Source organism: Streptococcus bovismuti, assembly GCF_042436615.2.
GTDB lineage: Bacteria > Bacillota > Bacilli > Lactobacillales > Streptococcaceae > Streptococcus.
Map to the genome: position 1 here is coordinate 15,980 of NZ_JBHMFR020000007.1, position 22,919 is coordinate 38,898.

Here is a 22,919-nt window from a genome sequence, read left to right on the forward strand (position 1 = left end):
TAGAAAGTTGGTTAGTTATGAAGCTTCCAAAAGAAGGCGACTTTATTACAATTCAAAGTTATAAGCATGACGGGAGTCTCCACCGAACTTGGCGGGACACCATGGTACTAAAAACAACAGAAAACGCCATTATTGGTGTCAACGATCATACACTTGTTACCGAAAGTGATGGTCGTCGTTGGGTTACTCGAGAACCGGCTATTGTTTACTTTCACAAGAAATATTGGTTTAATATCATTGCCATGATCCGTGATAATGGAATTTCCTACTATTGCAATATGGCTAGTCCCTACTATCTGGATGAAGAAGCACTGAAGTATATTGATTACGATTTGGATGTTAAAATTTTTACAGATGGGGAAAAACGTCTCTTGGACGTTGAGGAGTATGAGCGTCACAAACGCAAAATGAATTATTCTGATGATTTGGACTATATTTTAAAAGAACATGTCAAAATTCTTGTTGATTGGATTAACAATGGACGAGGTCCTTTCTCAGAAGCCTATGTAAACATTTGGTACAAGCGCTATGTAGAACTAAAGAATCGGTAAAGTTGTCAAACTAGGGTGAAAGCCCTAGTTTTTTCATTTGAAAAACCCAACTTTTCAGCTGGGTTGGTCTTTATATATCTAATTTCGTAACAGTAAATTTGATGTGGGAATAGTCTTTTTCAACATTCTTATCAAGCATGAACGCTGTGGCGTCCTTCTTAACTTGAACCAGGTCAATATTCTGTGCTTGGGCTGCATAGACGCATCCACAATAACATTGACGGTAGATGTCATACTCTTCACACATCTCTACTGAACGTTTGTAACCCTGATTTTTCTTGAAATCACTTGGAAGATAGTGGGTTGTGTAAATTTTTTGCACATCGATTCCGATGCTGTTGATGGTTTGAGAATTCTTATGAGGACTGATGGTCAAGGCTGAACCAAAGTAGTCAAAGCCCAAATCCATAGCCACTTGCGCTGTCTTATCCAGTCGGTAGTCAAAGCAAACCTTGCAACGGTCGCCACCTTCTGGTTCTTCTTCCAGTCCTCTGACTAACTTACGGTATTCATTGGGTTCATAGGGAGCTTCTAGATACTGGACCGTATTTCCTGTCCGCTCATTAAAATCACTGACAAATTTCTTGGTAACATAGGCACGCTTATGGTATTCTGCCTTGGGATGAATATTGGAATTGGCAAAATAGATGGTCACATCTGCATACTTAGTCAAATATTCTAGGGTATAGGTACTGCAAGGGGCACAGCAAACATGCATGAGAATGGTTGGCCGTTGCTCATTTTTCTCCCATACTTGGACCATCTTCTGCATGACACGGTCATAATTAATCTTCTGATTGGGGTTCATCTTGCTCAGAATCTCTTCTACATCGATCATGTTTTTCTCCTTTTTCTAGTCTTATTTTATCATATAAGTTAGGAGAGCTCAAATCAATTTAGAAATGAACATCATAAAAAGGAGGAATAGGCATTCCCTCCTTTTGTGTTTTCTATAGAAAGCTTACATCATACCGCCCATCATGCTTGGATCCATTGCTGGAGCTGGAGCTACTGGTTCTGGTTTATTGGCTACGACTGCTTCTGTAGTCAAAATCAAGCTGGCTACAGATGCTGCATTTTGTAGGGCTGAACGACTAACCTTAACTGGATCGATAATCCCTTGATCAATCATATTGACCCACTCACCAGTTGCTGCGTTGAATCCTGTACCAACTTCAGCATTTTTCAAACGATCGATAACGATAGATCCTTCAAATCCTGCATTGTGGGCGATTTGACGAACAGGTTCTTCCAAGGCACGGAGAACAATATTGCGCCCTGTCGCTTCATCTCCTGTCAATTCCAAATCAGCCACAGCTGGGATAACATTTACAAGAGCTGTTCCACCACCTGCAACGATTCCTTCTTCAACGGCTGCACGAGTAGCGTTAAGAGCATCTTCGATGCGAAGTTTCATTTCTTTCAACTCAGTTTCAGTTGCGGCTCCGACCTTAATAACCGCTACACCACCTGACAATTTGGCCAAGCGTTCTTGCAATTTTTCACGGTCAAACTCAGAAGTTGTAGTTTCGATTTGAGACTTGATAACTGCAACACGGTGAGAAATGGCTTCAGGATTTCCAGCACCTTCTACGATAACAGTGCTATCTTTGTCCACGGTTACTCTCGCTGCTTGACCAAGAGCTTCAATTGTCGCATCTTTCAACTCAAGACCTAGGTCTTCTGTGATAACTGTTCCGCCTGTCAAGATTGCAATGTCTTCTAGCATAGCTTTACGACGGTCACCAAATCCAGGCGCCTTGACTGCCACCACGTTGAAGGTTCCACGAATCTTGTTCAAAACAAGAGTTGGAAGAGCTTCGCCATCCACATCATCCGCAATAATCAAGAGCGGACGATTGCTTTGGAGAATGCTTTCTAGGAGCGGCAAGATTTCTTGGATATTGGAAATCTTCTTATCAGTAATCAAAATGTATGGATTTTCAAGATCAGCTACCATTTTTTCGCTATCTGTTACCATGTACTGTGAAAGGTAACCACGGTCAAACTGCATTCCTTCCACAACTTCAAGTTCTGTTTCCATACCACGTGACTCTTCGATAGTGATGACTCCGTCTTTGCCAACTTTTTCCATGGCTTCAGAAATGTACTCACCGACTTTTTCAGAACGAGAAGATACGGCAGCAACCTGAGCAATGGCTTCTTTATTGGCAACAGGGATGGCGTTGTTTTTCAAAGCTTCAACTGCTGCGGCAACTGCTGTTTCAATCCCACGACGAATACCGATTGGATTTGCACCTGCTGTGACGTTTTTGATTCCTTCACGGACGATAGCTTGGGTCAAGACTGTTGCAGTCGTAGTCCCGTCACCTGCGATATCATTGGTTTTTGAAGCTACTTCTGATACCAATTTGGCACCCATATTTTCAAAATGGTCTTCCAATTCGATTTCTTTGGCAATAGTTACACCGTCATTGGTGATGAGTGGTGAACCGAATGATTTTTCAAGAACAACATTGCGGCCTTTTGGTCCCAAGGTTACTTTAACAGTGTCTGCAAGGATATCGACACCACGGACCATAGCTGAACGAGCATCTGATGAAAATTTAATTTCTTTTGACATACTTACTTTCTCCTTCTATTCTTCAATGATAGCCAAAATGTTAGCTTCGCCTACGATGATATACTTTTCATCACCATCTTTGACATCAAGACCTGCGTGGGCTTCAACTAAGACACGGTCTCCAGCCTTAACACTTGGAGCAACCAAGTCACCGTTCAAGGTACGAACACCTTGTCCAGTAGCCACAACTTGAGCTGTTTTTGTTTTTTCTTGGGCTGAGCCTGCAAGGACAAAGCCTCCAACAGTTTGTTCTTTTTCTTCGATTTTTAAGACCACACGGTCCCCTAATGGTTTCAACATCTGCTTTCCTCCATAATGAGATAGATATCATTAGCACTCTTTATATTCGAGTGCTAATTCATAGTTCTATTGTATCACTTGGTCAAAAATAGTCAAGAAAAAAGTCTGACTTTTTCAAGATAAAAAGCCTGAGACCAACTCAGACTTTTCAATACTTAAAATGGCAATTCTTCCTCTTCCAAGACCAAGTCCGCCAAATCTTGGCCTACATTATTTTCACGCATGGCACGTTGGGCACGACTTTCCAAGAGTTGGAATCCTGTGACGAGGACTTCGGTCACATAATTCATTTGACCATTTTTCTCAAAACGACGGGTACGCAATTCCCCATCAACAGAAATGAGACTACCTTTGGTTGCGTAGCTTGCCAAAGTTTCTGCTAGTCTGCCCCATAGGACCATATTGACAAAATCAGCTTCACGTTCACCGTTTTGATCTTTGTAACGACGGTTCACAGCGATAGTTGCTCGCGCTACCGACTTGTCATTGTTGGTTTTGTGCAATTCTGGTGTAGACGTTAAACGCCCAATCATGATAACTTTATTATACATATTTTATTCCTCCTACTTATCTATTCGTAGGAAATCAAAAAAAGTTACAAAAATTTGTAACTTTTCGAGGAAATTTTTTACTTTTTATGAACCATGAAACCTGTCGCCTGTTGATTTGCCATAATAGTCATATCTGTAATCTGCACACGACGAGGTTGACTGGTCACATAAACTACTGTGTTGGCAATATCCTGAGCTTGCAAGGCTTCAATTCCCTGATAGACCGTTGCAGCACGCTCTTTATCACCATGAAAACGTACCATAGAAAAATCTGTTTCGACAATCCCCGGTTGAATGGTCGTCACCTTGATATCCGTTGCGATGGTATCAATTCGCAGACCGTCTGAAAAGGTCTTAACCGCTGCCTTGGTAGCTGAATAAACAGCAGCACCAGCATAGGCGTAAATTCCTGCAGTTGAGCCCATATTAATAATATGCCCTTGATTGGCTTTTACCATTGCTGGCAAGAAACAGCGAGTGACTGCCATCAAACCCTTAACATTGGTATCCAGCATAGTCAACATATCCATCTCTTCATAGTCCTGATAAGGTGCTAAACCTAGAGCCAGCCCGGCGTTGTTGACCAAGATATCAATCTTCCCTATCGTTTCTAGAATATCGGAGCAGACCGTCTTTACCATGTCCATATCCGTCACATCCAGTGGAAAGGTCCAAATTGTTTGATTTGGAAAGGCTACTGAAAACTCCGACTTGAGGGCTTCTAGTCTGTCTGTCCGTCGTCCGGTTAGAACAACATTCTCACCCTGCTCCAGATAAGCACGCGCAATCGCTTCACCGATTCCTGATGTCGCTCCTGTAATCACTACATTTTTTGCCATCTTATTTCCTTCTAGCTGGTCTATCAGATACTAACAACTTCTTAGGCAGTCCAGTGCTTAGCTGGATCAAATGGTGTTCCGACAACTTGGTCTTCTGATAACTCAATAACACCGCGTTTTTGCGGAGCATTTGGGAGGTGCAATTCACGAGGGCTACACATCATGCCAAAACTCTTTTCACCTCGAAGCTCGCCTGGAAAAATGAGGTTACCTTTTGGCATCATGGCACCTGGAAGAGCGACAATGGTTTTCAGACCGACACGCGCATTTGGAGCACCTGCAACAATTTGTACTGTCTTGTCACTTGCGACTGCAACTTGGCAGATGTTGAGGTGGTCACTATCTGGATGAGCTACCATCTCGACAATTTCACCAACAACAAACTTAGGTTCCTTGTCATTGAAAATTTCTTCTGTAAAACCTTCCGTTTGTAATTCTTGGTTCAAACGAGCGACTTGCTCATCTGTCAAAAAGACTTGACCGCGCTCTGCAATTTCAAACAAACTTGAAACTTCGAAAATATTCCACGCCACTGTTTCCCCATTATCTTTGCGGAAAACACGAGCTACCTTGCCTTTGCGCTCCACATCCAGTTTGGCATCTCCGCTATTTTTCACGATGACCATAAGGACATCACCGACATGTTCTTTGTTATATGTAAAAATCATTGTTTCTATTTTCTCCTATTTCAGTCCTGCTAAAAAGTCGTTAATTTGTTGCTTGCTTTTACGGTCGCGATTAACAAAACGACCAATTTCCTTGTCTTTTTCTAGAACAACAAGGCTAGGAATTCCATATACATCCCAGAGTTTGGCCAAATCCATATACTGGTCTCGATCCACGCGAATAAAGGTGAACTCTGGATTGGTCTCCTCAATCTCTGGCAATGCAGGATAGATATAACGACAATCGCCACACCAGTCTGCTACAAAAAGAAAGACCTTCTTGCCATCTTTTTCTACTAAAGATGCTAACTCTTCTAAACTTGTTGGTTGTATCATAAGACTTCCTCCTCATAGACTAGGTCTTCATTTTCATAGACAAAGGTATAATGACGGCCATCCTCAAAAATGACGCCACCAACCAAGCTCTCTAGACTGCTTTCATAGACTTGAACATAGAGGGTCGCAATTTCCCCCATGTCTGAAAAATGGTCTCGCACAATCGCTGTCAACTCTTCCTGAGTCTTCATGAGCTTACGGTCATCTGCAACTTTTTTCGTAGCAAGGGCAAGGCTCCCAATACCAAGCAGGGCCAGACCTGCCATCCACATTTTTTTAGCTTTCATACCATTCATTTTAACACAAAAAAGGCTTTAGGACAAATGAGGAAGCAGCAGAAAAGCAAGTAAAAAGCCTCTTCCTTTAAGGAAAAGGACTTCTTATACTTATTGCCAGGCGCCTGAGTTACCAACGTAGTAACCATCTGGTGTGTAGGTATTGCGAAGCATCTTACCTGATGAAGCCAGATAATACCACTTGCCATTATCTTTGACCCAATCATTCGCTAACATGGCACCAGAAGAACTTACATAATACCATTCTCCCTTGTCATATATCCAAGTGCTTGCTTTCATAGCTCCTGAAGTTGATAAATAGTACCACTGGCCTTGGTCGTAAAACCAGTCACTAGCAATCATGGCTCCTGATGATCTAAAGGCATACCAGTTCCCACCTTGATAGAGCCAAGTTTGATTGAACATGACTCCTTTATCATTCATAAAGTACCAAGTTCCCTTGTCCTTAACCCAAGCGTTCTGTACTAATTGACCTTGTTTTTGATAGTACCAGTTTTGGTTTGATTTTAGCCAACTTTCTGCTTTTACAATCGGATAAAGTTCTTTGAAAGATCCTCCATCATCATATTTATGACTGATAGATTTTAGTTTTTCAAGTTTCAACTCGCCATTGTCATAGTCCGCCCAAGCAAAGACTTTTTGACCATTGACAGTCTCTGGTAAGGTAGCATTGTAAGTCTTGGTTTGATAATCCCATTTAGCATCGAGGTAGGTGTATTGATCATTCGATTCTTCAATACGATAGTAACCTCTCTTTCCACTATCATCATGAATATTATCCACAACTTTCGTTGACCAGGTCTTCACTTCGTTTCCGCTCTTGGCTTCTACCTTGATATCTCCTCTATAGCCATATGGAACATAGAAATTCAGGTAACGCCCCTCTACACCCATCATAGACTTGTCCTTTTCTTGACCTAAGAAATTGACAGTCTGATCTTGACCATTGAGACTAACCGTCCACTCGATTTTCTCGGTTTTTGGCAAATCCAAGACTTTGATATCTACTTCATGACCATTATTAAATCGAAGAATCTTGCCATCTTGATACTGTACTCCACACTTAACAACCCATTCTTCTTTAAGCTCAAATGCCTGCCCCGAATGAGGAAAAGCCAGTAAAGCTAGACCTGCTAGAGACAAACCAAATAGTGTCATTTTTTTCATTGTAGATCCTCCTTAGGTTTTGTTATGTTAATTATATCACTATGTTTTTATTTTGCAACTCATATCCTAAATATACAAGCAAAAAACCTCTGAGATTCTTCTCAAAGGTTATAATCTAGCTAATTGCTGTTCTCAACGGCTGCAGTGACAAAGGCAGTGTAGAGTTCTTCTGGGCGGTTTGGACGGCTTGACAGTTCAGGGTGATACTGACACGCTACAAAGAATTTATTTTCAGGAATTTCCACGATTTCGACCAAACGATTGTCTGGAGAAACTCCTGAAAAGACAAAGCCTGCTGCCTCAAACTGCTCACGGAAGGCGTTGTTAAACTCATAACGGTGACGGTGACGGCGTTGCACCACTTCTTGATTGTGATAAGCAGCCGCTGCCTTAGAGCCACGTTTCAACTTAGATGGATAAAGTCCCAAGCGAAGGGTTCCCCCCATATCCTCAACATCAATCTGATCACGCATGATATCAATGATAGGGTATTTTGTTTCTGGTGCAAGCTCTGCAGAATTGGCACCTTCAAGTCCCAAAACGTGACGAGCAAACTCGATACATGTCAACTGCATTCCCAAGCAGACACCCAACATAGGAACATCATTTTCACGTGCATAGCGGATGGCTTGGATTTTCCCTTCTGTGCCACGTTGACCAAAACCACCTGGTACGATGATCCCGTCCGCATCAGACAAGAGTTCTGCTACATTCTCTGCTGTCACATCATTGGCATTGACCCAATTGATTTTAACTTCTGCATCATTGGCATAACCAGAGTGTTTCAAGGCTTCGACCACTGAGATGTAGGCATCTTGCAACTCCACATACTTACCAACAAGGGAAATCTTAACTTGTTTCTTGAGGTTCATGACCTTGTCCACCATGGCTGACCATTCTGTCATATCCGCTACTGGTGCGTCTAATTTCAAATGGTCACAGACAATTTGGTCCATACCTTGTGCCTGCAAGTTCAATGGAATTTGGTAAAGATGTTCAACATCCAACGATTCGATAACGGCTTCTGGTGCCACATCACAGAACTGGGCCAGTTTGTTTTTAATTCCTTGACCAGCTGCTTGTTCTGTACGAATAACCAACATATTTGGCTGGATTCCCAATCCACGCAATTCTTTGACAGAGTGTTGGGTTGGTTTGGTTTTCATTTCACCAGCAGCCTTGAGGTAAGGAAGCAAGGTTGTATGGATATACATGACATTATCCGCACCCACATCTGCCTTCATCTGACGAAGGGCCTCTAGGAATGGCAAGGACTCGATATCCCCAACGGTTCCACCGACCTCTGTGATAATGACATCAGAGTCAGTCGTTAGAGCGGCACGCTTGATTTTTTCTTTCAAAGCATCTGTGATATGAGGAATAACCTGAACAGTTGCCCCAAGGTATTCTCCACGACGTTCCTTACGCAGAACTTCACTGTAGATTTTACCAGTTGTCACGTTGGAATATTTGTTAAGATTGATATCAATGAAACGTTCATAGTGACCCAAGTCCAAATCTGTCTCAGCTCCATCATCTGTCACAAAAACTTCTCCGTGCTGGTAAGGACTCATGGTTCCCGGATCGATATTGATATAAGGGTCAAATTTTTGAATGGTTACTTTAAGACCTCGATTTTTCAAGAGACGACCCAGACTCGCTGCCACAATCCCTTTCCCAATAGACGATACGACACCACCAGTTACAAAAATATATTTCGTTGACATAGATTCCTCTTTCTAAAATGCTCAAGGCCTTGTTGACTACGAGGGGACATAGAAAACAAGACTCCACTAATAAGATAATCTGGGACGACTGCACCAGATTCACAACTAAAATACAAGAAGATAACTTCTTGAAAAAACAAAAATAGCTCCCTAAGAACTAGGGAGCCCCGACCTCTAAAAGAGGTGCCCGAACAATATGATACCTAAAAATAGGATAATTGTCAATAGCTAACTTTTATTCCTCGATGTTTTCAGAATCATCATCTGAAAACTCATCGTCTTCTTCGTTGAGATCCACGTCCTCACCCAAGTCATCAGGGGCGATTTCGTTGATTTCTGCGTCGTAAGCTTCCACTTCATTTTTCTCATCATCTGGATTTTCATCATCGTATGAAAGAGCAGGATCTGCTTCGTATGCATCTTCATCTTCTGGATCATCTGCATTGTAGTCAATAGCATCTGAATCGCCATCCATGAAGGCATTGACACGTTTTTTCTTAGCTTTTGGTGCTACTTCATCGTCGTCATTTTCTTCAAGAGCGATGATTTCTTCATCGATTTCGTCCACACCATACCATGAACGAAGACCCCATTTGTTGTCCCCAAGAGAGATGAAGCTACCGTCAAAGTTCAACTCTGTGTAAAACAAAGGCAAGGCTTCACGGATATCGCTGTTTGATGTTCCAAGGTAGTTTTGAATTTCGTTTACAAGATCGCTAAAATGCATCTCATGATCGCGACCACGAAGTTCCAAGATAGCACGCGCTACCTCAATCATAGATAGTTCACTTTTTTCTTGCCCAGCAAATACTTCTAATTCCAAAGCGTTTCTCCTCATTTATACTACTATCGCCAGAGCGAACATACTCTGACCTCATTTTATCATTTACTCTTTATTTTACGATAATTTTGCAGAATAGTCAAAGGTTAAATGGGAGAAAGTGACAGGACTTTTTATTTCTTTACTACCCAGCCGATGGTGTCGCTTGGTGGATTTTCAATATCAATCCAGATAAATTCAATCCCGATTTCCCCATTTTTAAACTTGGTTAAACGAATACCGTTGATTTCCAGTTCATTGAGTCGTTGGCCTGTCAAGACTTCTCGTTCTTTCAACTGGAAAACACCACGCAAGATCCAATTCCCAAGGATTTCTTGCTTATCAGTTGACTGAATTGCCTTTCCAGCTTCTTGATTTATATAGGCGTTAATAACATCCCCAGAAGATAAAAAGCGTAGTTTAAAAGTTCTTTCTTCTTTAGATAAAGCCAATTTCTTAGTTCCAGGTTCAAAAGTCCCAAATCCAGAACCAAAGAAATCCGGTCTTTCATCATGGAAGTTCTTAGAGTCTGGCAGAGGAATGTAGACTTCACTAACTGGACGATAAACCAGCTGTTCAATCTCTTTGATGAGTTTTTTATTGCCAGTATTGTGGACAAAGTGAATCAAATCCTCACGAATCGCCTTCATCTGAACTTTTTCTTCCTTGCCAGTCCACTTTTTCAAGAGGATTTCTTCTAAGGAAAAAGTCACAAAGGCTAGTTCTTCTGGAGCCAAACTGTCTTTGAATTTTTCCTGAATCTTTAGAATCCGTGGCAGACGATCTTTCTTAGCTAGTTTTGATCCTCCGTTAAAGGCATTGAAACCAGAGTTTTCTTCCACATTTCCATGTTTGTCTGTGATAACCCAAGATACCGTTTCTAGGACATCGGTTTTATCCTTTTCAGCTGTCAGTAAATGAAGGTTTTCAAAGAGCGAAAAAGGATCTTCAATATAATGGACGTCCCAAGTATCTACTACAATGTCCTTATTATTAAAAGTCATGTGGAGCTGGCTGTCAGCTGCTGTATACTTGTAATGATGTTGTCCATCCGTAAATCGAAAATTGGTTGGATTGTTTTTAGTAGTTGATCCTTCAATGACCAGATTATCAATATCGACTGGCAAATAAGTCGTCTCCCCAACAAAAATCTTAGGATTTTCTCCCTTCGGTGTCGGCATCAAGACGTGGTAAACAGCTTCAACATTGACTGAGTCAGAGTTGAATCCCTTGATTTGCGCCTTAGAAGATTCGATTCTCTGATTTCTTAAGGTCGCAATCTTTCGTGCCAACTCTTCATAGCGTTGATAGTTTTTCTTGTCTGCTGTTTCTTTATCTGCTGAGATATCTGCATGGAATTTGATATCACCCAATAAGTCCGTCCAATCTTGAGAGTCCTTCTTAAACTGAGCGATTTTTTGGTCTCCAGAATTAATCCCAAAAGACTTAATTCCCACTAGGTATTTATGGTTTTCATCCACAACGACAGAGGCATCATAGGAGGTATTGGCAATATCTTCCCCAACCGCATTAAAAGCCTTCTGGAAGACTGTTTCTTGAAATTTAGAATTAACAATCGGAGCAACATAATTCTCTGTTTGTCCCTCATCTTCAGATTCTGCCTTTTGAGAGAAAGCTTGGCTCAAACTAGCGAAGTTGGTAATTAAAGTTTTGTATTTGTCTTTTTGTTCAGACTTTAGATGTTCCCACATAAGCACCCTCTTTTCTATTTTCAGTATATCAAAAGAAGATTAGTTTTTCACTAACCCTCTTATATATTCGTTAATTAATACTGTAAAATTCGAGATTTCCTCGTTTTTTTACCAATTTTAAATAATCTTCATCTGATAGAAGGGCTAGACCATCGTCATAAGACTTGATTTTTTCAAGAGCTTGATCATAGCTATCTACAAAGTCCTTGACATAGGACTGCCCTTCAAATTGTCCATTCATCTTGGTGTAGATAATGGCAATTTTTCCTGAACGTTCAAGTTGAGATTGCCCCTGACTTTCATTTAAAGCTTTGGCAACATTTTCCGCGATACGTTTAATCACGGGTACAACCACACTGTTTCCAGCTTGTTTGTAGAGCTGACCATTTGAAACCCCTTCTGGGATTTTAAAGGATTTAGGATATCCTTGAACATTAAAGGTTTCTTTGGGAGTCAACTTACGAATCTCACCACTGTCTGTCAGGATCAATGGAACGTTATGTCCACCTGTTCCCATATTGGCTGTGAGGGTAGGGACGACTCCATTTTTATTTTCACGGACATACTGACGGCGCCACTGGTAGACCGTGTCTTGACTGGTCACTTCAAACTTCAACTGCTCGTAGAAATTCTGCTTGCCTTCACGGTAGTAGTAGACCTCATCTAGCTGATCGCCGAAGTTAATCACATCTTGAAGACTCGTAGTCAGCTTGATTTCCTCTGGAAATTCAAACAAGTCATAAGCTTCCTTGGTATCAAAACCAACAATGTAGATCCGTTCACGATTTTGTGGGATATTTCCGTAGTCTTTTCCGTTGAGAACCTTCCACTTGATAAAGTAGTTGTTCTCGGTCAAGGCTTCACGAATAACCTTGAAAGTATTGCCATGATCATGACCGACCATATTCTTGACGTTTTCGATGAAGATAGCACGAGGTTTACACCCCTCAATCATGCGAAGCAACTCGAAGAAAAGATCGCCACGATCATCATCAAAGCCCTTGCGATAACCTGCAATACTAAAGGCCTGACAAGGGAAACCTCCCATAATCACATCCACACGCTCAGATGGAATGTCCTCTGGTTGAACAGCGTGAATATCACGACCATCCAAATAAGTATCTGGATGGTTTAACTGATAAGTCTGACGCGCATACTTATCAAACTCATTGGCATACACCACTCTGAACTCGTTGGTCTGTTCAAATCCCAACTCAATTCCCCCAACACCTGAGAAGAAAGCTGCAATATTGTACTTCTCAGGTCGGTTCGAACTTACAGAATTTGTCATGTAGTTAACCTGCTTTCTAAAATGTTAGATTTTATTGTATAACTTCAATTTGATAAATATATTTTTAATAAATACTAATTCAATTAGTAATATCGATAAAAAGTTAAATAAGTTTCTCAACTATTTAAGAAAAAATATCCTTTCAAAAACATATTATTATTATTTTCTATATAATGCTTTGAAAATTTAACAAATTCACAATCATGTTCGAGAAACTAACTAAATATTTTTAATCTTATCTTTAACAAAAGATAATTTATCGATATCACAATACGATGCTAGCTGATTCTCAAAATCTTCATCATAAATATTGGTCTTCAGTTTTTCTCTACTTAGAAGATTTTTTATACATGCCTTTAAACTACTTATTAAAAATTTACCACAAATTAGGTTGTAATAATCTTCCCCATTTATCGATTCATACTTTTCTGAAATACTACTTATAGAAGAGTTATAAAATCGTTGAGCTTTATCATAATTGGAATAACTTTTTATTATTTTTTTACATTTAATTATTTCTTTATTAACCGAAATTTTATATCCATTATCTATGTGTAATCTGAGAATAACTTCTTGATAGTATTCATCAAAACGCCCGACTTGTTCATATCCTGTCTTATCATTTAGAAATTTAAAAGGTGACCTAGATACATTTTCTATTGATAAAAATGAATTCCCTTTGGCATTATACCTTTTGTCAATAATTATAGAACTATCTTCTATATTGTTGAGATAACTTAGAATAAATGCATAACATAAAAATAATTTCTTTGATTCGTCTACTATTTTTTGTTTCCATTTATTGAAATCAAACAGATCTCTGACTTCACTTTTAGTTTTCTTTAGTCTACCTGTCAAAAAATTGTAGACAACATTTTCATCAATTATGTAATTTTCAATGTTATAAGCTTCAAGATAAATGAATCTATCATCTTCAATTAACTCTATTCCAATATATCTATCAAAATCTCCATCAACTAGATAAAAATAGTCATTTTCACCTTTCTCTTTATTTTCATTAAACCGAGAAATTACTTTATTTTTCCCGCCTAATCCGATTGGTTTTAGCAACATATTTTCATTATCAAATAAACGGTCAAAAATTTTCTCATAAAAATATTCTTTATTTATATCCTCAACAAAAACTACAATTTCAGAATCATCAGTATCTATCATATCAGCTCGTACATCAAGTGCATCATCGCTGTATTGTAACTCATAATTATCCATACTTTATCACCTAAATAGTTCATCCAAATCATCTAGATCCATAGGAGAATCTATAATAGAATTATCATTGAATGAAATATCCTGTTGAATTTTACGATAGTATTTCTGAATTTTTATTATCTTATTCCGGTAAGAGCCTACTAATTCCGGGGAATGAGTTGCAAAAATTAATTGTATATTAGGATTAATAAGATGAAGTTGTTGTATAAACATTTTTTGCCAATTTAAATGAAGTGATAATTCGGGTTCATCAGCAACAAAAATTCCATTTTTCACATCTGAAGCTTTAAAAATGAAATGTGCAAGAAGATTAACCAATTGCTTTTCTCCAGATGATAAATATGTTATATCAATCTTGTCATTAGTATATGCTGTTTCAAAATAGACAGTCCCATCATTCGTTATTTTTATATTTTTTCCATCATCACCATCCAATAAAAAGTTGTTAACTACTTCAATGAATTGATCAATCAATTTTCTTGCATTTCTTTTCATTTTTTCAGATTCACTTGCTAATTGAGTAATCTTTTTGATTTTTTCTATTTCATTATAAGTAGCTACAAATTTTGCATGAATTCCTTTGTCTTTGTTTTCTTCAGAATTTAGCTCCTCGACATCGTTTAATAACTTTTCAAAGTAATCTGAGTATTTCTGAGCTTCCTCATTATTAGAATCACTAATAATATTAAATTCTCTAAGTAATGCTATATATTTTTCTTTTAAATTGTTTAGTTCATATAAGACATTTTCATTTCTAAAATAAACTATCAATTGATGAAAATCAAACTCTTGACCTGTCAGAACAAACATAGTTTCAAGAACATCATTTCGAAATTTTTCGTTCAGCTCTCTAATTTGATCATTGACATAGCGCATTTGCGAATCAACTAGATACTTCACTATATCCATTGATGCATCTTTACTATGATATCTATAAAACTGTTTATGAATTATTCTGCTGGGAGAAAATTGTTCATTATTTGTTATCTTTGAATTACTTATACGATCTAAAGGAAGATAAACGTAATCGAAACTATCTCTTATAATTTTAATTAATGGATAATCTTTCATAAATTGGAGTTTGTTAAAACCATTTACACGATATCTTTCTTCTGAGAAGTATTTATTCAAATCCTCAAGGTGAATTTCTTCATTTTTGTTAAGAAAATTTATATAAATAATATTATTGATGTTACTCAACTGTAGTAACTCATTATCAGTAGTAGTTATAATCACATTTTTGAAAGTTATATCTTTTAGTTTATAAATTTCTCCTCCAATAATAAATTCAATTAAATTTAATACCGTAGTTTTACCACTACCATTCTTCCCGTATAATAAAGAAATATCTTCATTTAAATTAATATCATACTGAAAATAGCCGTGTAAGCCATTTATTTTAATTTTCTTTATTTTCATAATTAATCATTTCACCAACTTCTTCATCTCATCAATACGTGCGACGGTCGCGTCGTACTTAGCTTGGTAGTCGGCTTGTTTGTCGCGTTCTTTTTGGACGACTTCTGGTTTGGCATTGGCTACGAAGCGTTCGTTAGAGAGCTTCTTACCGACCATATCCAGTTCTTTTTGCCATTTAGCTAGCTCCTTGTCGAGACGAGCGAGTTCTTCTTCGACATTGAGGAGGTCAGCGAGTGGCAGGTAGATTTCTGCTCCTGTGATGACGCTTGACATAGCGAGTTCAGGCGCAGGAATGGTTGATGCGATTTCCAAGTGTTCAGGATTTGTGAAGCGTTTGATGTAGTTGACATTGCTGTTAAAGAAGGCTTCCAAGTCGCTATCGCTTGTCTTAACAAGGATAGTGATAGGTTTGCTTGGTGCTACATTTACTTCCGCACGCGCATTCCGAACGGCACGGATCAAGTCTTTGAGACTTTCGACACCTGTGTGAGCCGCAAGGTCTTCAAAGGCTGGGTTGACAGTTGGGTAAGCAGCTGTGACGATAGAACCTTCTGAGATTTGTCCAAAGATTTCCTCTGTCACGAATGGCATGATTGGGTGAAGGAGACGAAGGATCTTGTCCAAGGTGTAAAGGAGAACAGAACGTGTGATGACTTTCTCTTCTTCGTTGTCGCTATAAAGGACTTCCTTAGTCAACTCAACGTACCAGTCCGCAAACTCATCCCAGATGAAGTTGTAGAGGATGTGGCCAGCAACACCAAACTCAAACTTGTCAAAGTTTTCAGTGACTTTTCCGATCGTTTCATTGAGGTTGTGGAGAATCCAGCGGTCTGTGACATTTCCAGCTTCCTTGTTAACAACTTTTTCGACATTAGCCGTTGCTTGCTCAAGAGTCAAACCTTCATTGTTCATGAGGATGTAGCGAGAGATGTTCCAGATTTTGTTAATGAAGTTCCATGAAGCATCCATTTTCTCGTAAGAGAAGCGCACGTCTTGGCCTGGTGCAGAACCATTTGAAAGGAACCAACGAAGGGCATCGGCACCGTATTTCTCGATGACATCCATTGGGTCAATACCGTTACCGAGAGATTTAGACATCTTGCGTCCTTGCTCGTCACGGATGAGACCGTGGATCAACACGTTTTGGAATGGCTGACGGCCAGTGAATTCCAAGGATTGGAAGATCATACGAGACACCCAGAAGAAGATGATGTCGTAACCTGTTACCAAGGTTGAAGTTGGGAAGTAGCGCTTGAAGTCTTCTGAGTCCACATCAGGCCAGCCCATGGTTGAGAATGGCCAAAGGGCAGAACTGAACCAAGTATCCAAGACGTCTTCGTCCTGAGTCCAACCGTCGCCTTCTGGAGCTTCTTCGCCAACGTACATTTCACCCTCAGCATTGTACCAAGCAGGGATTTGGTGACCCCACCAGAGCTGACGAGAGATTACCCAGTCATGGACATTTTCCATCCATTGAAGGAAGGTATCGTTGAAACGAGGTGGGTAGAATTCAACCTTGTCCTCTGTGTCTTGGTTGGCAATGGCATTCTTAGCCAATTGGTCCATCTTAACGAACCATTGAGTAGACAAGCGTGGCTCAACCACTACACCTGTACGCTCTGAGTGACCAACACTGTGGATACGTTTTTCGATTTTGACGAGGGCACCGATTTCTTCCAACTTGGCAACGACTGCTTTACGAGCTTCAAAACGGTCCATGCCTGCAAATTCGAAGGCCAAGTCATTCATAGTTCCGTCGTCGTTCATGACGTTAACTTGTGGCAAGTTATGACGTTGACCAACCAAGAAGTCGTTTGGATCGTGGGCAGGTGTAATTTTCACAACACCAGTACCAAACTCAGGGTCGGCGTGTTCATCCCCAACGATTGGGATCAGTTTATTAGCGATTGGAAGGATGACATTTTTACCAATCAAGTCCTTGTAGCGTGAATCTTCTGGATTGACCGCAACCGCAACATCCCCAAACATAGTTTCAGGACGAGTTGTCGCAACTTCAAGGGCGCGTGATCCGTCTTCTAGCATGTAGTTCATGTGGTAGAAGGCACCTTCGACATCCTTGTGGATAACTTCAATATCAGAAAGGGCTGTGCGAGCAGCTGGGTCCCAGTTGATGATAAACTCACCACGGTAGATCCAGCCTTTCTTATAAAGGTCCACGAAGACCTTACGAACAGCTTTTGACAAACCTTCGTCAAGAGTGAAACGCTCACGAGAATAGTCTACAGAGAGCCCCATCTTGCCCCATTGTTCCTTGATGGTAGTGGCATATTCGTCTTTCCATTCCCAGACCTTATCGAGGAATTTTTCACGACCTAGGTCATAACGGCTAATCCCCTCGCCACGCAAGCGCTCCTCAACCTTAGCCTGAGTCGCAATCCCCGCGTGGTCCATACCTGGAAGCCAAAGCGTATCAAAGCCTTGCATGCGTTTTTGACGGATGATGATATCTTGCAAAGTTGTATCCCAAGCGTGACCAAGGTGAAGTTTACCAGTTACGTTTGGTGGCGGAATAACGATTGAATAAGGCTTAGCCTTTTGATCGCCTGAAGGCTTGAAAACATCAGCGTCAAGCCATTTTTGGTAACGACCAGCCTCAACCTCGGCTGGATTGTATTTAGGTGAAAGTTCTTTAGACATGTGTTTGTCCTTTCTCTATTGTATTCATTTTATCTTGAATTTGCTTAGCAGCTTCTTCTGCAGACAAATTCGTATTATTTATTTTAAAGTAGTGGTGCAGCTCATTCGGTTGATGTTGGGAATTTAATTGAAGTGTTTCAGCGGTCTCTAAAATTTCTCTTTCAGATAACTCAATATGTCGTTTTAAGGGTTTGTGCTTCAACCGGTTCTCCGTTCGATTTCGACGTAAGCGCTCTTCAAGACTTGTTTCCAACTCCACAAAAAGAATCTCTTGATGATAGTCATTCAACAAATCTTGAATTTGCTTCAAATACATCAGCTGGTACTGATTTGAAAAATCAATTACGTCTGTTAAAATTACTGATCGCTGATTTCTTGCACTTGCTCCAAGGAAAGAAAAGGTAATTCCACGAACAAATTCCCACATCTCCTCTGTATAATCCTGATAGATTTCTAGTGCAAAATCGATGGCTTGATGGTTATAAAAGAGGGTAGAATCCGTCAGTCGAGATAGTTCTTGACCAATCGTCATTTTTCCCGAGGCCGGAGCACCAATGATGAAAAGATGCATCAAATTCCCTCCCACTCACTTCTCAGCAAGCCATATATCAGACTGTCACAGCGGTTTCCTTGAACATCTTTACGGTCTCGGATGCGAGCTTCAAGAGTAAAACCAAGTTTTTCTGCAACTCGTTGACTTTGGATATTGTAGCCAAAGCAAGAGAGTTCAATCTTGTGAAGACCTAGTTCTCTAAAAGCTAGGTCAATCAAGGCTCGCGCTGCTTCTGGTACATAGCCTCGACCCCAATAGTCTGGATGCAAGGTATAGCCAAGCTCTAGCACATCATCCGCATAGCGGTGGTTGAAGTCAACCGAACCAATGACTTTATCTGTTCCTTTGACGACAAGCCCATAGCCAGCTGGGAGATTTTCCTTTTGATTGCGTTCGGGAAGGATATGCTCCAGATAATAAATCTCATCTTCCAAGGTCTTGACAGGCGGAAAACTTGCTGGGTAGGCGACCTCTGGGAGACTAGCGTAGGCATGGATATCCTCGGCATCAGCCACTGTACGGACTCGTAGGATAAGTCGCTCCGTTTCGATTCGTTCAGGTAATGTTGCTCTTGACATCCTTCTTCCTCGCTTTCTTAACGAAGCTCCCCATAGGGTCAACACGGTTATCTAAATAGCGATAAACGCGCTGGTGACCGTCCCCCATAAAGTAAGTCGGTGAAAAACGGTCATTTTTAAAATGACCTTTCTCATCCAAGAGATCTGTATCAGCAAATCGCTCGATAATCTTGGCAAAGATATGACAGATTCCATCTTCCTCGATAATCCGATATACCTGACAGTCCAATACAACTGGACAGGCCTCTAAAATTGGTGCCTGAGTCTGTTCAGAAATCTCGTAGTCTAGTCCCATGTGTTTCAATTTCTCTCGATGACTGATAAAACCAGCCTGCTCCATCTCGAGCATGAGATTTTCATCAGGAATATTCACAGTAAACTTCTGGTAATGCTTGATTTGCTCAGCCGCATTTTCCTCAGCTCCGACACCTATGACTAGCCAATCTCCCAGACTATAAGAGGAACTGCAGGTCGTTATATTGTATCCAAAATTCTGGTCCTGATACCCCAAAATGAAGATAGGAAAACCATAATAGAGCTTACTTGTGTTAAAAGATTGCTTCATAACAACCTCCTTTTACTAAGACGCAAAAGAAAAGCCCTGCCATCTACATGACAGGGACGAATGTATTTATCCGCGGTACCACCCAATTTCGGGCAGAGCCCGCAACTCTTGTCTTTAAAAGCAAAAGACAGTAATATTTCATTTTTTCAGTCATCAGCAACCAGTTTTGACACATTTGTGGACTTCTCAGCACCGCCACTTTCTGTAAAATGTGGGATTCAAAACACCTCTAATGGCTCTATTGTAGCAAGATTTTTTCGGAAATGCAAGGCACAAGAAAGATTACTTGAACTTGATGCCATTTTCTTTCAATTTCTTGATGGTAGCTGGGCCGATTCCTTTCAAGGCAAGGAGTTCTTTTTCAGTCCAGTTTTTAAAATCTGACGCAGACTTGATGCCTTCATCATAGAAAGTTTTGGCACGATCAAGTGGAAGTCCACCCAAGTTTGCTGCAAAATCTTCTACAGAATTGGCTACTTTTTGAGCTTGCTCTTTGGTAGCTTCTACTGCTTGTTCAACTTTTTTAGAAACAGCCTTACCAGCTTGGCTTGCTGACTGCTCAGCACGTTTTACGACTTTTTTTGTCTCTTCTACAACCTTAGTCACAGTACTTGAAAAAGCACCTGCACGACGAAGGCTATTTCGTAATTGTTTTTTACGATTGAGTTTCTTTGACATGATAAAATCCTTTCAATAAAAAACCCCTGCTCTGACAAGGATTTAATATAAATATTCTATCAAGATTTTAGTAAAAAATCAAGAATCTATCTCGTTTAATAATTTCGCTCACCGAATAAGCCTTCTGGCAAATCATGAAATCCCTTGCCTGATTTGAAGTTTTCAAATTTTCCAAGCAAGAACTGATAAGCATCCAAACGGCTTTCGTAGCGAATCATGGCATCTTTGGCACGCTCGTCTTGGTCTTCTTCGTAGACTTTTTGGCTTTCCTTGTACGCCATGTCGTTGATCATGATTTGGGTATTGACCCAAGCTTCAAATTCATTCATAAATTCTTGTTCGTAACTCATTGATTCTCCTTATTCTAATCCACGGAAATAGTCCGTGTCAATCTCACGGTAGGGCTGAATATCCTGAACATACTCCAGCACACCTTGGAATTCTCCCTCTTCATCGTGCACTGCAGCGTAGGTAATATGAACAAACTTACCTCGCGACTCAGACTTGAACCACATTTCATACTTGTCTTTAGTACCCTCACGAAGACCCTTCATGATAGTCTTGACCTTGTCCAAATACTTAGGCGGATGGCAGAGTTCGACATTGCGCCCAACTTGGGACGGGGTCCGTTTGAAAATCATCTCATCAGCTGGCGTATTGTCATTGTAATACTGGAAAATATCGTCTTTATTGACAAAGGTAATTTCCATGGGGAGGTGATTGAGGATGAGATTGGCCTGCTCGACTGAAAGATAGCCATTCCCAAAAGCCTGTTGACTATGGCGGTCCAGCACTGCTTCCTTTTCCTTAGGGGTAAAGGTAATGGTAAACTGACCTTCTGGCGTATCAATAACTTGCTGAACTTGACCTTCTGCCGTATCTAGCTGTACAGACTCCTCTGCAATCTTTTCCTCAACAAAACTCTGTCTTTCTGGCACCCATTTCTCAGACGGACGAATGATGGCATAACCATAGGCAGCACTCTCCTCTGCAATCTGAAGCCAGTCATCCTGAGTGAAGGACTCAAGGAGAATCATAAGGAGGATGGACTCTTCCTTGAAAATCATACTTTCAAACTCTGTCGCAAAGGCTTCAAAAATTTCTTTTACACTGCGAATCGACACTTCTGGCAATGACTTGGCTGTCGCTAAAGCTGTTTGAAAGAGTTCTCTAATCTGGTCATCCACTCCCCACATAACTTTAGGAGGTGAATCGTGTCCATAGCGCTCCATGATAGGAAAAAAGAGTTCTTCTTTACGTTGGTAGTGGATGTCAAATTGCCCCACAAGTCCCATCTGACGCACCAAGCCCTTGCGCATCTCCGCAAGCATTTCTTCATCTTCCATAGACTCATAGGTATCTAACAATCTCCGAATGCGAATCAAGGCCGCACGGAGGGCCAGATTTTCTTCTTTGAAAATCCGAACTGGGTGACCTGGGTGCTCGGTATCTGCAACTTCGACATCCTTAATAGCATTTTTAAAAAGATTGGCATGGACATCACAGAGTTCCATGACATCTTCAAAGGTGACGCCCGAGTCTGAGTTCATCAGCTCGTGCTCCATGAGGGAAATCTCTATGGCTGAGACACCCGCAAAGGTCGCATCAAAGCGCTCCTGAACCGACTCAGGAGAGGCCCCATTATGCAATTCTAACAAAATATCCCGTAGGACATGAATCCTTTCATCTGCCATTAGTCTAATCCAATCACTTCGTAGCCATTCGCTTCCAGTGTGCGGACAATCTTGTCCATAGGAGTTCCTTCCAGCTTAGAACCCTGTTTGAGTGATACTTTGCGACCAACTGTATTGCGCATTAAGGGATTAGCAAGAGGTTTAAAACCAAGCTCCACTAGGATTTCCAAGACTTCTGGATGCTTGTCCACCACTTCTGCAACAGGAATTGACACATCGATGATATTGTCCATGACGACCTCCATTATCGTTTATAAATGATATTATTTATTTTATTATACCATAAGGAGGACTGGCACACACCAAAAAAGAGGGTTCCCCCTCCTTCTTAGTTCTTATCCAGATTGCGTAGCATTTCGTCAATCTTGTTTCCATACTCGATGGACTCGTCTTTGACGAAGGTCAAATCTGGGATTTTGTACAATTTCAAATTGCGACCAAGTTCACGTTTGATAGTACCAGTTGCTTTTTCAAGCCCGATTTGAGCTTTTTGATTATCTGAAGCAAGGTTACTCAAAATGGTGTAGTAAACCTTTGCAACAGATAAATCACCTAGCATCTGAACATCTGTGATAGTCACACCTTGGACACGCGGATCACGGACTTTCTTTTGCAAAATCTCATTGACTTCACGCTTGATTTCCATGCCCACACGATCCGTACGGAAATGATTTGCCATGATATTCCTTTCTCTACTTTGAACCA

Annotated in this window: 25 protein-coding genes; 1 reads left to right on the forward strand and 24 read right to left on the reverse strand. The window is 40.5% G+C overall.

What is annotated here, in order from left to right:
• The first annotated feature begins 17 nt into the window (after positions 1–17).
• A complete protein-coding gene (ntdP, locus tag ACERDH_RS07610) occupies positions 18–551 on the forward strand; it encodes a nucleoside tri-diphosphate phosphatase (protein ID WP_000775316.1) in 534 nt (177 codons plus the stop codon).
• A 70-nt stretch (positions 552–621) separates the two neighbouring features.
• Here ntdP and ACERDH_RS07615 read toward each other — a convergent pair whose 3' ends face one another.
• The 24 genes from ACERDH_RS07615 to rbfA form a co-directional block, all read right to left on the reverse strand.
• Positions 622–1,389, reverse strand: coding sequence for an epoxyqueuosine reductase QueH (locus tag ACERDH_RS07615; protein WP_261120672.1), 768 nt, complete (start codon positions 1,387–1,389; stop codon positions 622–624).
• Between the two features lie 123 nt (positions 1,390–1,512).
• Positions 1,513–3,135, reverse strand: a complete 1,623-nt coding sequence (gene groL / locus ACERDH_RS07620) for a chaperonin GroEL (protein WP_020902493.1) — start codon at positions 3,133–3,135, stop codon at positions 1,513–1,515.
• Positions 3,136–3,150: 15 nt separating this feature from the next.
• Complete coding sequence (groES, locus tag ACERDH_RS07625; RefSeq protein WP_000917323.1) at positions 3,151–3,435, reverse strand: co-chaperone GroES; 285 nt, start codon at positions 3,433–3,435, stop codon at positions 3,151–3,153.
• 155 nt (positions 3,436–3,590) lie between these two features.
• Positions 3,591–3,986: a single-stranded DNA-binding protein gene (locus ACERDH_RS07630; RefSeq protein ID WP_261120671.1), complete on the reverse strand. Its 396-nt coding sequence runs from the start codon at positions 3,984–3,986 to the stop codon at positions 3,591–3,593.
• A 77-nt stretch (positions 3,987–4,063) separates the two neighbouring features.
• On the reverse strand, positions 4,064–4,825 hold the full coding sequence (locus ACERDH_RS07635) for an SDR family NAD(P)-dependent oxidoreductase (protein WP_371483742.1): 762 nt from the start codon (positions 4,823–4,825) through the stop codon (positions 4,064–4,066).
• Positions 4,826–4,866: 41 nt separating this feature from the next.
• Positions 4,867–5,493: a YtpR family tRNA-binding protein gene (ytpR, locus tag ACERDH_RS07640; RefSeq protein WP_386685670.1), complete on the reverse strand. Its 627-nt coding sequence runs from the start codon at positions 5,491–5,493 to the stop codon at positions 4,867–4,869.
• Between the two features lie 15 nt (positions 5,494–5,508).
• Positions 5,509–5,826 carry a thioredoxin family protein gene (locus tag ACERDH_RS07645; protein WP_173268111.1) on the reverse strand — a complete coding sequence of 106 codons (318 nt, stop codon included), beginning with the start codon at positions 5,824–5,826 and terminating at the stop codon, positions 5,509–5,511.
• Positions 5,823–6,122, reverse strand: a complete 300-nt coding sequence (locus ACERDH_RS07650; protein WP_001013971.1) for a DUF4651 domain-containing protein — start codon at positions 6,120–6,122, stop codon at positions 5,823–5,825. The genes ACERDH_RS07645 and ACERDH_RS07650 overlap by 4 nt, the downstream gene beginning before the upstream one ends.
• Positions 6,123–6,212: 90 nt before the next feature.
• Complete coding sequence (locus ACERDH_RS07655; protein WP_386685675.1) at positions 6,213–7,289, reverse strand: N-acetylmuramoyl-L-alanine amidase family protein; 1,077 nt, start codon at positions 7,287–7,289, stop codon at positions 6,213–6,215.
• Positions 7,290–7,408: 119 nt separating this feature from the next.
• Entirely contained in the window at positions 7,409–9,016 is a 1,608-nt protein-coding gene (pyrG, locus tag ACERDH_RS07660; protein ID WP_386685678.1) for a CTP synthase, read from the reverse strand.
• A 235-nt stretch (positions 9,017–9,251) separates the two neighbouring features.
• Positions 9,252–9,839: a DNA-directed RNA polymerase subunit delta gene (gene rpoE / locus ACERDH_RS07665; protein WP_031227756.1), complete on the reverse strand. Its 588-nt coding sequence runs from the start codon at positions 9,837–9,839 to the stop codon at positions 9,252–9,254.
• A 131-nt stretch (positions 9,840–9,970) separates the two neighbouring features.
• On the reverse strand, positions 9,971–11,548 hold the full coding sequence (locus ACERDH_RS07670) for a hypothetical protein (RefSeq protein ID WP_386685682.1): 1,578 nt from the start codon (positions 11,546–11,548) through the stop codon (positions 9,971–9,973).
• 70 nt (positions 11,549–11,618) lie between these two features.
• On the reverse strand, positions 11,619–12,839 hold the full coding sequence (locus ACERDH_RS07675) for a DNA cytosine methyltransferase (protein ID WP_386685685.1): 1,221 nt from the start codon (positions 12,837–12,839) through the stop codon (positions 11,619–11,621).
• 219 nt (positions 12,840–13,058) lie between these two features.
• Complete coding sequence (locus ACERDH_RS07680; RefSeq protein WP_386685688.1) at positions 13,059–14,069, reverse strand: DUF4435 domain-containing protein; 1,011 nt, start codon at positions 14,067–14,069, stop codon at positions 13,059–13,061.
• Positions 14,070–14,075: 6 nt separating this feature from the next.
• Entirely contained in the window at positions 14,076–15,488 is a 1,413-nt protein-coding gene (locus ACERDH_RS07685) for an AAA family ATPase (RefSeq protein WP_386685692.1), read from the reverse strand.
• A 6-nt stretch (positions 15,489–15,494) separates the two neighbouring features.
• Positions 15,495–18,146 carry a valine--tRNA ligase gene (locus ACERDH_RS07690; RefSeq protein WP_386685695.1) on the reverse strand — a complete coding sequence of 884 codons (2,652 nt, stop codon included), beginning with the start codon at positions 18,144–18,146 and terminating at the stop codon, positions 15,495–15,497.
• Positions 18,139–18,717, reverse strand: coding sequence for an AAA family ATPase (locus ACERDH_RS07695; protein ID WP_173875839.1), 579 nt, complete (start codon positions 18,715–18,717; stop codon positions 18,139–18,141). The genes ACERDH_RS07690 and ACERDH_RS07695 overlap by 8 nt, the downstream gene beginning before the upstream one ends.
• Positions 18,717–19,277 carry a GNAT family N-acetyltransferase gene (locus ACERDH_RS07700; protein ID WP_386685699.1) on the reverse strand — a complete coding sequence of 187 codons (561 nt, stop codon included), beginning with the start codon at positions 19,275–19,277 and terminating at the stop codon, positions 18,717–18,719. Before ACERDH_RS07700 ends, ACERDH_RS07695 begins: the two co-directional genes overlap by 1 nt.
• Positions 19,255–19,842, reverse strand: a complete 588-nt coding sequence (locus tag ACERDH_RS07705) for a flavin reductase family protein (RefSeq protein WP_386685702.1) — start codon at positions 19,840–19,842, stop codon at positions 19,255–19,257. Before ACERDH_RS07705 ends, ACERDH_RS07700 begins: the two co-directional genes overlap by 23 nt.
• A gap of 282 nt (positions 19,843–20,124) precedes the next feature.
• Complete coding sequence (locus ACERDH_RS07710; RefSeq protein ID WP_000038635.1) at positions 20,125–20,520, reverse strand: helix-hairpin-helix domain-containing protein; 396 nt, start codon at positions 20,518–20,520, stop codon at positions 20,125–20,127.
• A 95-nt stretch (positions 20,521–20,615) separates the two neighbouring features.
• The gene (locus ACERDH_RS07715) at positions 20,616–20,870 is read right to left on the reverse strand and encodes a DUF1912 family protein (protein ID WP_386685706.1); all 255 of its coding nucleotides are present in this window, start codon (positions 20,868–20,870) and stop codon (positions 20,616–20,618) included.
• 9 nt (positions 20,871–20,879) lie between these two features.
• The gene (locus ACERDH_RS07720; RefSeq protein WP_386685708.1) at positions 20,880–22,214 is read right to left on the reverse strand and encodes a DUF438 domain-containing protein; all 1,335 of its coding nucleotides are present in this window, start codon (positions 22,212–22,214) and stop codon (positions 20,880–20,882) included.
• The gene (locus ACERDH_RS07725) at positions 22,214–22,447 is read right to left on the reverse strand and encodes a DUF1858 domain-containing protein (RefSeq protein ID WP_000368739.1); all 234 of its coding nucleotides are present in this window, start codon (positions 22,445–22,447) and stop codon (positions 22,214–22,216) included. Before ACERDH_RS07725 ends, ACERDH_RS07720 begins: the two co-directional genes overlap by 1 nt.
• Before the next feature lie 95 nt (positions 22,448–22,542).
• Complete coding sequence (rbfA, locus tag ACERDH_RS07730) at positions 22,543–22,893, reverse strand: 30S ribosome-binding factor RbfA (RefSeq protein WP_001273601.1); 351 nt, start codon at positions 22,891–22,893, stop codon at positions 22,543–22,545.
• Positions 22,894–22,919: the final 26 nt, after the last annotated feature.